Source organism: Thermus sp. KWY1, assembly GCF_057547025.1.
Map to the genome: position 1 here is coordinate 151,817 of NZ_BAAJPG010000018.1, position 11,399 is coordinate 163,215.

Genomic DNA, 11,399 nt, shown 5'->3' on the forward strand with positions numbered 1-11,399 from the left:
AGGGGTGTGAGCTTTCCTTAAGGTACACGTGGCTAAAATCAACGAGGGAATGCTGGCGAGTTCCTCTTCCCTATTCCAGGCAGGAGCGTGTATACTGCAAGCAGGTTCGCTTATGGCTTATAGTGGCTGCACCGCCCCGTGTTAAGGAGGCAACGTGTTTTCGGGTTTTAGCAAGCTATTCAAACCCCGCGTGGAGGCGCTGGGCCTGGAGATCGGCGCCGCCAACCTAAAGCTGGTGGAACTCTCCGGAAATCCTCCCGCCCTCAGGGCCCTGGCCACCCGGCCCACTCCCCCGGGAATGCTGGTGGAAGGAGTGATCGCCGAACCCCAGGCCCTGGCCCAGGAACTCAAGGAACTTCTCGCCGAAGCCCGGACCAAAAAGCGCTACGTGGTCACCGCCGTGCCCAATCCCAGCGTGATTCTGCGCACCCTTCAGGTGCCCAAGATGCCCCTCAAGGAGATGGAGGAGGCGGTTCGCTGGGAAGCGGAGCGGTACATCCCCTTCCCCATTGACGAGGTGGTCCTGGACTTCGCCCCCCTGGATCCCCTGGCCGAGGTAGCCGATGGGGAGCAGGTGGAGGTCATGGTGGGGGCCGCCCGGCAGGAAGCAGTGGCCTCCTTGCTGGAAGCCCTGCGGGGAGCAGGTCTGACCCCCATCATCTTGGATGTGAAGCCCTTTGCCGGGCTTTATCCCCTGGAAGCCCAGCTCAGCAGCGACCCGGAAGGGGTTTCCGTGGCCGTGGAAATCGGGGCAGAAAGCACCAGCCTGGTTCTCCTTAAGGGAGACCGTCCCTTGGCGGTGCGGATCCTCACCCTCTCCGGCAAGGACTTCACCGAAGCCATTGGGAAAAGCTTTGGCCTGGACTTCCTCACCGCCGAGGAGGTGAAGCGCACCTACGGCCTCGCCACCATCCCCACCGAGGACGAGGAGCTTCTTCTGGACTTTGACGCCGAGAGGGAACGGTACAGCCCTGCCAAAATCTACGATGCCATCCGGCCCATCCTGGTGGAACTTACCCAGGAGATCCGCCGGAGCCTGGAGTTTTTCCGGGTGCAACTGGGGGACATACAGCCGGAGGTAGGGTACCTCTACGGCGGGGGAAGCCGGCTTAGGGGCCTGTCCACCTTGCTTACCGATACCCTGGGGGTCAACTTCACCGTCCCCGACCCCTGGCAGGGCATACAGGTGGATCCCAGACGCTTTGACCTGGAAAAGATCAAGGAGATGGGACCGGAGTTCCTGGTGCCCGTGGGCCTGGCCTTACGGGGGGTGATGCCCCTTGATTAGGCTTAACCTTCTCCCCAAAAACCTGCGCCGCCGCATTGAACCGGGTTGGTGGCGCCTGGCGGCAGGGGCTTTTGCCCTGCTGACCCTTTCCCTTCTGGGCTTTCTCCACTACACCGCCTACACCGAACTTACCCTGGCCAAGCAGGAAAGGGATGCCCTGAAAGCGGAGGTGGAGGCCTTAAAACCCTTCATCGCCGAACAAAACCGCCTGGTGCAGGAGAGGAAGACCCTCGAGGCCCTCCTCGCCATCCGAGAAGGCCTCAAGAAGAACTTCGTCCCCTGGTCCGAGTATCTGGCGGCCTTTATCCGGCAAATCCCCCAGCAAGGCGGACGCCTCCCCGTGGCCCTGCGCTCCGTGGGTACCCGGGCCATTCCCGAGGACGAGGCCAACCGGATGGCTCAAGCCGGAACCTATGACGGCAAGAAGGTGCAGGTGGAGTTCACCGTGCAAGGGGAAGCCCTGAACCAGAATGCCCTGGTGAGCTTCGTGCGGGCTTTTGAAACCTCGCCCCGATTCGGCATAGAGTTCCAGGGAGCTTCCCTGGACCAGAACCGGGGGCTTTACACCTTTAGCGCCCGGGTGGGCCTGGTGGGAGGTGGGGAAAGTGCTCGCTAGACTTGGACAGCGGGAATGGGCCCTGATCGCCATCGCCCTCACCTTGGTGGTGGCCCTCCTCTGGTACTTCCTCCTCATCGTCCCCATGCGCCAGGAAACGGAAAGCGTGCGCCAGGAGATCAACACCCTTATCCCCGAACGGGATAAAGGAAGGCAAGCCCAGCGCGCCCTGCCGGAACTCCGGGCCACCATCGCCGAGCTGCAAGCCGAGCGCCAAGCCTTTCTGAGGGCGCTTCCCAAGGAGGAACGGCTTTCCCAGGTTCTGAACGAGATCCTGACCGAGGCCCTAAGGAGCGGCGTCACGGTGCGCTCCTTCACCCGCTCCCCCACCTCGGCTCCAGTACCGGAGGTGCGGGCGGTGAACCTGGCCCTTTCCCTCGAGGCCCCCTTCCCCGAAACCTACGCCTACCTACAGCGTCTGGAAGGGCTTTCCCGCTTCAGCTCCATCTCCGGGCTGAACCTGAGCGTCCAGGGTCAGGAGGTTAACCCAAGCCTCAACACCAGCCTGACCCTCACCCTCTACGTTCTGGCCAAAGACCTAGGCCAGTCTGAAGGAACCACAAAGACGCAAGCAACCCCATCGCCGCAAACAGGCCAAGGAGGTGGTCGGTGAAAGCCCTTCTAGCGTGCCTGGCCACGGCTTGGCGCAACCTACCCCAGTCCACCAAGCTCCTCCTGGCGGGCCTTCTCCTGGTGAGCGCTGTGGCGCTTTGGTATGTGGGTTTCTACCTGCCAGCCCAGGCACCCATGGAGGTGCAACCCACCCCCGGCCAACCTCAGGTGCCCAGCCAGGGAGCGGAGGCTCCCAAGGCCATAGAAGCTCCACCCATCCCGCCCCTTGCCGAAACTGCCCCCCAAGACCAAGCGGCGAAGCCTAGCCCCGAGGCTTCTCCTTCCCAGAAAGCCCCTAAAGCAGGCGAGCCCGTCTTGACCACAGCCTTGCCCATCCCCAAAACGCAACAAGAGGCCCCGCTTCCAAACCCCTTTGTGCCCCTGGTGGTGGAAGCTCCACCTTCTCCCCCCGTGCCCTCCCCTGCCCCGGCACCTAGGCCCACCCCCGTACCCACAGGGGCCCCTGTCCGGGTAACCCAGGGAACACCCTTGCCCACCCCAAGCGTTCAAGCTTCACCCCGGCCTCTCCCGGGAAGCCAAGGAGCCCTGCCCGCTCCCAAGGTGCTGGCCCCGGTATTGCAGGCGGAGGCCCCTAAGACCGAGCTGGGTGGAACCCCACCCGTCCTCACTCCCCCGTCCGGGCTTGTGGAAACCCCGTTGCCGGTTCAGAAAAAAGAGGGGGAGAAGGCGGAACCCCCTCCGCCTCCCAAAACCCCCTTGCAGACCCTGGTGGAGGAAAGGGGTCTCAAGCTAACCGGCACCCTTCTGGGTCCGGTGAGCGTGGCTATCCTGGAAAGCAAGGAGGGTTACTTGGTGCTACCCGTGGGTAGCCTTCTTCCGGGTAGCGAGGCGGTGCTCCGCCGCATAGAAAGCGACCGCGTGGTGTTGGCCTTGAAGGATGAAAGCCTTGAGATTGTCCTAGACAGCATGCAAGCAGGAGGTGGCCAGTGAGAAAAGCCCTTATGAAACTTCTGATCCCCACCCTTTTGGCCCTGGGTGCCGGGGCATGGGCGGGAAGCCTTCCCCAGGAACCCCGCTTTGACGCCAAGGTAGACCTGAAGGTATCCGAAAGCCAGGTGCGGGCCGGGCTCACCATGCCTCTGGATGTGGTCCTGGAAGCCCTAGCCCGGAGCGTGGGCCTTCAGCCCCTTATCTACCGGGCCTACGATGCCTCCGGCGATCCAGCCAAGGCCCAGCCCCCCTTACCCAACATCAAGTTGGACTTCCAGGGCAAACCCTTCCGGGAAGTCTGGGACCTCCTCTTCGCCACCTACGGCACCCAGTTCAACCTGGACTACCTCTTCCTGCCTCCCGACGTGGTGGTGGTGGCCCCCACCCAGGTGATCACCGCCTTGGTGGACGCTCCAAGCCGCACCGGGGCCATGGAGCGGAAGCCCTACCTGGTGGCCATCCCCGAGATCGCCTATCGGCGCACGGAAACTGACGCCCAGGGCCAGGCCCGCACCGTGGTGAACATAGATGGGGCCAAGGCCTGGGTGCAAAACGATCTCCTGCCCTTCCTTTCCCGGGAAGCCAGCGGGCTTAGCGTGAACTGGATTGTGGTGGAGGAAGGGGGTAAACTCAGAGCCCTTCTCTCCGTTCTAGCCACTCCCGAACAGCATACTCGCTTCTCGGACATCCTGCAGCGGGCAGGGATTGACTTCCGCCCCTTGCCCGCCCTCACCCTGCCCAAGCCTCGGGTAGAGCGCACCTATGTCCTGACCCATTCCACCTTCCCGGAGATCCTTTCCTTCCTGCAAACACAGGTCCCGAACGCCCAGGTGGCCGTGGTACCCACCGATCCTAAACGGGCCCTCATCATCGCCACCGAGGAGGACCACGCCCGCATCGCCGAACTCCTGAAGGTGGCCGATGTACCCAAGCCCACTCCCGTGGTGCGCCGGGTCTACGCCTTGCAGAACCTCACCTTCCAGGAAGCCCAGGAAAGGCTTAAGCCCGTCCTGGAAAGGGAGTTGAAAGGGGCCCGCCTGGAAGGTGTCCCGGGTAACCCCAAAGCCCTTCTTCTGGAGGCTACCGAAGCCGACCAGGCCTTCTTCGCCGAGATCCTCAAGGCCGCCGATGTGCCTCCCCAGGTGGCCCCGCCCACCCAGGAGGCCACGGTGCGGAGGCTCTACCCCTTGCGCTTCGCCGACGCCGAGAAGGTGGCCCCCTTCCTGGCCCGGGAGGTGCCGGGGATCGTGGTACAGACGGTGCCCGGGCAACCGGTCCTCTCGGTGCGGGGCACGGAAAAGCAACTTTCCGAGGTGGAAACCCTCCTGGCTCAGATCGACCGGGCTCCCGAGCAGGGGCCACCTGTCTTCCAGCGTTCCTACCAGCTCTCCAACGCCAAGGCCACCGAGCTAGCCAAGGTGCTCCAGGAGGCCTTGCAAGCCCGGCAGGCCCAGGTTCCCCAGAGCCAGGCCCAGCCCCAAGCCCCCACACGCCAGGCCACGGTGGTGGCGGACGAGCGCACCAATACCCTGATCGTCACGGGCACACAGGAGGACCTAGCCCTGGTGGAAGGCCTCATCCCCAAGCTGGACCAGGCGGTGCCCCAGGTGAACCTAAGGGTGCGCATCCAGGAGGTGCAGTCCAACTTCACCCGCAACCTGGGCATCAAGTGGAACACCATTGCCGGGGGGAACGTGGCGGCCAGCATCCTGGACTCTGGGCTTTCCCTGATCTTTGACAGCACCAGGAGCCTGGCGGCCTTGAACATCCTGGCCACCCTCGAGGCCCTCCAGCGCCAGGGTCTTTCCCGGGCCCTCAGGGATGTGAACCAGACCGTCCTCAACAACCAAACCGCCCGCCTGCAATCCGGGGAGACCTTCCTCATCCGCCGGGTGGTGAACGACCGGGTGGAGCGCGTACCCTTTGACATCGGCATCATCGTGGAGGTGACCCCCCAGATCACCGCCGACGGGCAGATCCTCCTCAACATCAAGGCGGAGGTTTCCGGAAACGTCCAGCGCAACCCGGTGGATGGGGATGTGGACCGCTTCACCAAGCAGGTGGTAACCACCACCTTAAGGGTGCGGGACGGGCAGACCGTGGTCCTCGGGGGCCTCACCTCCCAGGAAAACACCCAGGTGCAACAGGGCGTGCCCCTTCTCATGGATATCCCCCTGATTGGGGAACTCTTCAAGCAAAGGAGCCAGGAGACCACCGACCGGGAGCTACTGGTGGTCATCACCGCCGACATCTTGAAGGAAACCGCAAGCCGCTAGGGTTCTCGTGCCCTCCAACCCGCCAGGGGAGTCCCCTGGCGGGTCTTTTCCAGCCGCTTGCCCTACAATGGGCCCATGAGGTTTCTCACCGCAGGCGAGTCCCACGGCCCCGAGCTTTTGGCCATCATCGAGGGCCTGCCCGCCGGGATTCCCCTAACCGAGGAGGATATCAACCCCTGGCTGGAAAAGAGACAGAAGGGATACGGGCGGGGCAGGCGCATGGCCATAGAAACGGACCGGGTGGAGTTCCGGGCCGGAATTCGGGCCGGGCGCACCACGGGAGCCCCCGTGGCCCTGGCCATCCGAAACGCCGACCACCGCAACTGGGTGGAGATCATGGACCCCGCCCCGGGGAACGAGCCCCGCAAGAAGGCCCTCACCGCCGCCCGCCCCGGCCACGCCGACCTTTCTGGGGGCATCAAGTACGGCCACAAGGACCTAAGAGACGTGCTGGAAAGGGCCAGCGCCCGGGAGACCGCCATGCGGGTGGCGGTGGGAGCGGTGGCCTTGAAGTTCCTGAGCCTTCTTGGAGTTGAGGGAACTGGGTACGTGCCGGGTATGGCGGGGGTGTGGGCCCAGGTTCCCTTCTCCTGGGACCTGGTACCCCGCATAGAGGAAAGCCCCTTGCGCATGACCGACCCCGAGGCCGAGGCCGAGGTTATCCGCCGCATAGACCAGGCCAAGGCGGAAGGGGACACGCTAGGCGGGGTGATCGAGGCCCGCTTCCGGGGGCTCGTGCCGGGCCTCGGGAGCCACGTCCACTGGGACCGGAAGCTGGACGGCCGTCTGGCCCAGATGGCCCTTTCCATCCCCGCGGTGAAGGGGATGGAAATCGGCCCCGCCTTTGAAAACGCCATGAAGCGGGGCTCGGAGGTTCACGATCCCATCTACTGGAGCCCGGAGAAGGGGTTCTACCGCACCACCAACCGGGCGGGGGGCCTCGAGGGAGGCATGACCACCGGGGAGGAACTCATCCTCAGGGCTGCCTTAAAGCCCATCGCCACCCTGATGAAACCCCTCCCCACCGTGGACGTGGTGACCCACCAACCCACCGATGCCGCCAGGGAACGCTCCGACGTCACCGCCGTGCCCGCGGCCAGCGTGATCCTTTGCGCCCTATCCGCCATCGTCCTGGCCCAGGCTTACCTGGAGAAGTTCGGCGGGGACACCATGGAGGAGATACAGGAACGGGTGGAGCGGTACAAGGCTCGGGTCCTAACCTACTAAAGGCGTAGGATGGCTCCATGACCCGCCTGGAGATTCCCCGCCCCGCCACCTTCATCAGCCTCACCGGTTTCATGGGGGCGGGGAAAAGCCGCATCGGTAGGGAGCTGGCCCGCACCCTCATGCTCCACTTCATCGACCTGGACCGCTACATAGAAAGGCGCACGGGGCTATCCATCCCCGATATCTTCCGCCACCTGGGGGAAGAGGCCTTCCGGCAGATGGAGAGAGAGGCGGTGCAGGAGCTTCTCGGCAAGGAGTACCTGGTTCTCTCCTTGGGCGGGGGTACCTTCGTGGATCCGGAAAACCGCAGGAAGCTTTTGGCCAGAGGCCCGGTGGTGGCCCTCTGGGCCAGCCCGGAAACCATCCTGGAGCGCACCCTGCGCAAGCCAGGGGAAAGGCCCCTTTTGCAAGGGGAAAACCCCCTGGAAAGGATAAGGACCCTCCTCGAGGCCCGCACCCCCATCTACCGGGAGGCCCACGTGCACGTTTCCACCGACAACCGGAAGGTGGAGGAGGTGGTGGAGGAGATCGTGGAGAAGCTTTGGAGCTATGCGAAGGCTCATCGTCCGTAACCCTGTTTCCTACCCCATACTGATTGGGGAAGGCGTGCTCGAGGAGGTCCGGACCCCCGAAGGTCCTTCGGCCCTTCTTTACGACCGGCGGGTGGAAGGCTTTGCCCTGAAGCTGGCAGAACGCCTCGGGGTTCAACACCAGCTAGGTCTGGAAGGGGGCGAGGGAGCCAAGACCCTGGCCGTCTACGGTCAAGTCCTCTCCTTCCTGGCGGAAAAGGGCCTACCCCGGAACACCACCTTGCTGGTGGTGGGGGGAGGGACCCTCACCGACCTGGGGGGGTTTGTGGCCGCCACCTACCTCCGGGGAATCCCCTACCTCTCCTTCCCCACCACCACCCTAAGCGTGGTGGACGCCAGCGTGGGGGGTAAGACCGGCATCAACCTTCCTGAGGGGAAAAACCTGGTGGGAGCCTTCCACTTTCCCCAAGGGGTGTATGCGGAGCTTGAGGCCCTCAAAACCCTCCCCCCCTTCACCTTCAAAGAGGGCCTGGTGGAAGCCTTCAAGCACGGGATCATCTCCGGGGAGGAAGGGCTTTTGGAGGTGGAGGACCTCACGCCGGAAAGCCCCCGCCTCGAGGCCTATCTGGCCCAGGCGGTGGCGGTGAAGGTGAGGATCACCGAGCAGGACCCCACGGAAAAGGGGGAAAGGAGGCTATTAAACCTGGGCCACACCCTGGGGCACGCCCTGGAGGCCTACACCCACCACGCCCTGCCCCACGGGGCAGGGGTGGCCTACGGCCTCCTCTACGCTGCCCTTCTCGGCAAACTCCTGGGAGGGGAGGACCTCACCCCCCTGGTCCTCCGCCTCCTGAGGTGGCTTTCTCCCCCTCCCCTCCCCCGGGTTTCCTGGGAGGACCTCCTTCCCTACCTCCTCAGGGACAAAAAGAAGGTTTCCGAAAGCCTCCACTGGGTGGTGCCCCTGGGCCTGGGAAACCTCACGGTGAAGCCCCTTCCGGAAGCAACTCTAAGGGAGGCCTTCGGCCTTTGGCGGGAGGTCCTCGAGGGGCTTGCTTCTTTTGAGGCAGGGTAAGTGTACATGAGGCTAAGGCCAAGCTCTCCGAACTCCTCGAGGCGGCACGCCGGGGGGAGGAGATCGTCATCACCCGTTACGGCCGCCCCTTGGCCCGCCTGAGCCCCTGGGAGGAAGGGGTACGACTAGGCACCTTGCGGCATCTGGGCCCTGGGGATTGGGAAGCCTTCCACCCTACCCGGAAACCACCGGGACCCCTTTGACCGCATGCTGGTAGCCCAAAGCCTCCTGGAAAGGGCATTCCTTGTATCCCATGACGAAGCCCTGAAGAGCCTGGGGGCGGCCATCGTATGGTGAGAGGCCTAAAGCCCCACCCCCACTGGCCGGAGCACCCCGGCCTTGGCCTTGCCGAAGTCCAAGGGAAACTCCCCTACCTCCGTCCTTAGGACCAGAAGGGCTAGCGGAAGGTCCTCCCCTTCCCACACCACGCCTGCCCCCGTGGCCAGGGCCAAGGCCCGGGGGTCTTCCGGGGGGAAGGCCACCCGGGGAAGACGGGGCCAGGGAAGGGTGGCCCCGAAGGCCAGGGCGAGGGCCTTGGCCGGGCGGAAGCGTCCCTTCTGCACCAGACCCAGGTAAAGCCCGGGAGCCGAGGCCTTAAGGCCAGCCAGGGAGGGAAGCTCCTCCGGAACCAGGTAAAGGTGGCCTGAGCGCTCCCAGATGGGGCCTTCCAGGTCCAAGCCCGCTTCCCCCAGAAAGTTCGCAAGGGCCTTCCGGGCCTCCTGGCTCAAGGGGGGAATGCGCTCCTTTGGTGGCGTGCCCCAGCTGCCTCCCTCCTTGCGGAAGCGGGCCAGGAAGTGCCCCTCCCCCTCGAGGCGGTGAGGCCAGAGGCGGGCGGCCTTCCTGAGCTCGGGGTTTCCGTCCCCCCACTCCGGCACCCCGGGAGCAAACAGGGGATGGTAGCAGGCATCCTCCAGGTGGAACTCCGGATGCTCCCGTAGGAAGTGGGCCACCACCCCCTCGTTCTCCTCCGGGGCGAAGGTACAGGTGGAGTAGACCAAAACCCCTCCCGGCCCCAAAAGCCTTGCCGCCTGGGAGAGAAGCCCCTTTTGCACCTCGGAAGCCCGCCTGGGGGCCCCAGGACCCCAGTGGCGGATGGCCTCGGGGTCCTTGCGGAACATTCCCTCCCCGGAGCAGGGAGCGTCCAGGAGAACCCGGTGAAAGTACGGGCCAAAGGCCTCCGCAAGGAATCGGGGCGGGGCCTGCACCACGGCGAGCCTACTCCCCCAGCGCTCCACGTTTTCCAAAAGGCCCCGGATCCTCTTACCGTCCACCTCGTTGGCCAAAAGAAGACCCCTTCCCCCCATGCGGGCCAGGAGGTGGGTGGTCTTCCCCCCGGGAGCCGCCGCCAGGTCCAAAACCCGCTCTCCAGGTTGAGGGTCCAATAGCACCCCCACCGCCTGGGCGCTTGGCTCCTGGATGTAGTAAAGCCCGGCGTAGAAGAAGGGATGGGGCCCCGGCCGGGCCTCCTTTGGGTAGTAGAACCCTTCCGGGCACCACGGGATGGGCCTCAAGGGCCAGGGGGCGATCCTTGTAAAGTCTTCCGGCGTTATCTTCAGGGTGTTCACCCTAAGGCCATAACTCCTTTCCCCTTCCGTAAGGGACCTGAGGAAAAGGGGAAACTCCTCCCCCAAAAGCTCCGCCATGCGGGAGAGGAAGGCCTTGGGCAACACCCGAGTACCCTAGCACGAAAAAACCTCTGGCTCAAGGAGCCGGGCTAAAATGGCCCTATGGCTCCTGTGGCGGAAAGGCCTGCCCCCGGGGCCTACCTGACCCTCAAGGGAAAGAAGTCCCTGGGGTACCGGGAAGGCCAGCTCCTGGCCCTGGCGGGGGACAATCAGAAACCTCACCTCCCATGATTCAAGCCATCGGAACCGATTTGGTGGAAATCGACCGGGTGCGAAGGCTCCTGGGACGGCACGGGGCAAAGGCTCTAAAAAGGCTTTTCACCGAGGAGGAGTTAACCTACGCCCTCCGCCACCAGGACCCTGCCCCAAGCCTTGCTGCCCGGATCGCCGCCAAGGAAGCCTTCCAGAAATGCTGGCCCGAAAGCCTTTCCTGGAAGGAAGTCTGGGTGGGGATGGAGGGAAGGAAACCGGTCTTGCGCTTTGCCCCAAAGGTAAGGGCCCGCCTCGAGGCGGAAAACCTTTTCGCCCACCTCTCCCTAAGCCACGAGAAAAGCCACGCCCTGGCAGTGGTGGTCCTGGAAGCTAGGGCACCAGGCGCAGGATAAGGACATAGGCATAGGTCCCTCCCCTGCCGGCTGCCAGGGCTCCCTGGATCATGTTCCAAAGGACCAGGACCACCAGGGCAAAGGCCAGCGGAACCGCTATCACCAGCCCCACCACGGTCATCGCCAGAAGAAGGAGAGCCAAGCCGTAGAGGGTGTAGCTGATCTGGCCGTTTAGGGACTCCTTGGCGTGGGCCTGGACGAAAGCGCTTTTCGGACCCCAAAGCAGGATGGCCAAGGGCAGAAGGATCTGACCTATAAGGATGAAGTACCCCACCAGGGGAGCCAGGTGGGCCACCGCCGCCCAGGTCCGGTCCGCATCCGTCAAAGGGGTGGGTTGTTCCATAAAGCAAGTTTATCAAGAAGATGGGCCAGAGGCTAGCTTCTGCCTCAGACTTGACCTATATGCGGCTCCTGGAGTAAAGAGGGGGCATGACCCTGCGCGAAGCCCTGTCCCAGATCCCCGACCCCCGGGCCCGCAACCGGCAGTACCCCCTTTGGGGCCTCCTGGCCCTCATCCTGGTGGCTTTTCTTTCCCGCGTGGACTCCCTGAGGGGCGTGGAACGCTTCGCCCGCGCCAACCCCCACCTCTTGCCCCAC

Annotated in this window: 13 protein-coding genes and 1 pseudogene; 12 read left to right on the forward strand and 2 right to left on the reverse strand. The window is 64.2% G+C overall.

Features of this window, described 5'->3' with window-relative positions:
* Positions 1-154 precede the first annotated feature (154 nt).
* From pilM to AC27GT_RS06460, 9 genes and pseudogenes are all read left to right on the forward strand, one after another.
* Positions 155-1,288 carry a type IV pilus assembly protein PilM gene (gene pilM, locus AC27GT_RS06420; protein WP_038031136.1) on the forward strand — a complete coding sequence of 378 codons (1,134 nt, stop codon included), beginning with the start codon at positions 155-157 and terminating at the stop codon, positions 1,286-1,288.
* The gene (locus AC27GT_RS06425; RefSeq protein WP_038031139.1) at positions 1,281-1,904 is read left to right on the forward strand and encodes a competence protein; all 624 of its coding nucleotides are present in this window, start codon (positions 1,281-1,283) and stop codon (positions 1,902-1,904) included. Before pilM ends, AC27GT_RS06425 begins: the two co-directional genes overlap by 8 nt.
* Positions 1,894-2,517 carry a type IV pilus inner membrane component PilO gene (locus AC27GT_RS06430; protein ID WP_487223755.1) on the forward strand — a complete coding sequence of 208 codons (624 nt, stop codon included), beginning with the start codon at positions 1,894-1,896 and terminating at the stop codon, positions 2,515-2,517. Before AC27GT_RS06425 ends, AC27GT_RS06430 begins: the two co-directional genes overlap by 11 nt.
* Complete coding sequence (locus AC27GT_RS06435) at positions 2,514-3,467, forward strand: competence protein (protein WP_487223756.1); 954 nt, start codon at positions 2,514-2,516, stop codon at positions 3,465-3,467. The genes AC27GT_RS06430 and AC27GT_RS06435 overlap by 4 nt, the downstream gene beginning before the upstream one ends.
* An 11-nt stretch (positions 3,468-3,478) precedes the next feature.
* The gene (locus AC27GT_RS06440) at positions 3,479-5,743 is read left to right on the forward strand and encodes a secretin N-terminal domain-containing protein (protein WP_487223757.1); all 2,265 of its coding nucleotides are present in this window, start codon (positions 3,479-3,481) and stop codon (positions 5,741-5,743) included.
* Between the two features lie 75 nt (positions 5,744-5,818).
* The gene (gene aroC, locus AC27GT_RS06445; RefSeq protein WP_487223758.1) at positions 5,819-6,970 is read left to right on the forward strand and encodes a chorismate synthase; all 1,152 of its coding nucleotides are present in this window, start codon (positions 5,819-5,821) and stop codon (positions 6,968-6,970) included.
* A gap of 17 nt (positions 6,971-6,987) precedes the next feature.
* The gene (locus AC27GT_RS06450) at positions 6,988-7,542 is read left to right on the forward strand and encodes a shikimate kinase (RefSeq protein ID WP_015717940.1); all 555 of its coding nucleotides are present in this window, start codon (positions 6,988-6,990) and stop codon (positions 7,540-7,542) included.
* A complete protein-coding gene (locus AC27GT_RS06455; protein WP_487223759.1) occupies positions 7,520-8,572 on the forward strand; it encodes a 3-dehydroquinate synthase in 1,053 nt (350 codons plus the stop codon). Before AC27GT_RS06450 ends, AC27GT_RS06455 begins: the two co-directional genes overlap by 23 nt.
* Positions 8,573-8,622: 50 nt before the next feature.
* Positions 8,623-8,775, forward strand: a pseudogene (locus AC27GT_RS06460) (type II toxin-antitoxin system Phd/YefM family antitoxin); the annotation flags it as partial.
* Between the two features lie 99 nt (positions 8,776-8,874).
* On the opposite strand, the gene rsmF reads toward AC27GT_RS06460, so the two are convergent.
* The gene (gene rsmF / locus AC27GT_RS06465; protein ID WP_126248292.1) at positions 8,875-10,242 is read right to left on the reverse strand and encodes a 16S rRNA (cytosine(1407)-C(5))-methyltransferase RsmF; all 1,368 of its coding nucleotides are present in this window, start codon (positions 10,240-10,242) and stop codon (positions 8,875-8,877) included.
* Between the two features lie 57 nt (positions 10,243-10,299).
* On the opposite strand from rsmF, the gene AC27GT_RS06470 reads away from it, so the two are divergent.
* Both AC27GT_RS06470 and acpS read left to right on the forward strand, forming a co-directional pair.
* Positions 10,300-10,428: a hypothetical protein gene (locus AC27GT_RS06470; RefSeq protein WP_301335999.1), complete on the forward strand. Its 129-nt coding sequence runs from the start codon at positions 10,300-10,302 to the stop codon at positions 10,426-10,428.
* The gene (acpS, locus tag AC27GT_RS06475; RefSeq protein ID WP_487223760.1) at positions 10,425-10,802 is read left to right on the forward strand and encodes a holo-ACP synthase; all 378 of its coding nucleotides are present in this window, start codon (positions 10,425-10,427) and stop codon (positions 10,800-10,802) included. Before AC27GT_RS06470 ends, acpS begins: the two co-directional genes overlap by 4 nt.
* Here the strand turns inward: acpS and AC27GT_RS06480 are convergent.
* On the reverse strand, positions 10,780-11,145 hold the full coding sequence (locus tag AC27GT_RS06480) for a DUF4870 domain-containing protein (RefSeq protein WP_487223761.1): 366 nt from the start codon (positions 11,143-11,145) through the stop codon (positions 10,780-10,782). The two genes, acpS and AC27GT_RS06480, sit on opposite strands and share 23 nt — an antisense overlap.
* An 86-nt stretch (positions 11,146-11,231) precedes the next feature.
* Here AC27GT_RS06480 and AC27GT_RS06485 point away from each other — a divergent pair.
* A partial coding sequence (locus AC27GT_RS06485) for a transposase family protein (protein ID WP_487223762.1) occupies positions 11,232-11,399 on the forward strand: 168 nt, incomplete at its 3' end.

Bases quoted from the DNA above. Each gene is read 5' to 3' on its own strand.
- AC27GT_RS06480 (WP_487223761.1), bottom strand. From the start codon at position 11,145: ATGGAACAACCCACCCCTTTGACGGATGCGGACCGGACCTGGGCGGCG.
- AC27GT_RS06450 (WP_015717940.1), top strand. From the start codon at position 6,988: ATGACCCGCCTGGAGATTCCCCGCCCCGCCACCTTCATCAGCCTCACC.
- aroC (WP_487223758.1), top strand. From the start codon at position 5,819: ATGAGGTTTCTCACCGCAGGCGAGTCCCACGGCCCCGAGCTTTTGGCC.
- AC27GT_RS06440 (WP_487223757.1), top strand. From the start codon at position 3,479: ATGAAACTTCTGATCCCCACCCTTTTGGCCCTGGGTGCCGGGGCATGG.
- AC27GT_RS06455 (WP_487223759.1), top strand. From the start codon at position 7,520: ATGCGAAGGCTCATCGTCCGTAACCCTGTTTCCTACCCCATACTGATT.
- AC27GT_RS06470 (WP_301335999.1), top strand. From the start codon at position 10,300: ATGGCTCCTGTGGCGGAAAGGCCTGCCCCCGGGGCCTACCTGACCCTC.
- acpS (WP_487223760.1), top strand. From the start codon at position 10,425: ATGATTCAAGCCATCGGAACCGATTTGGTGGAAATCGACCGGGTGCGA.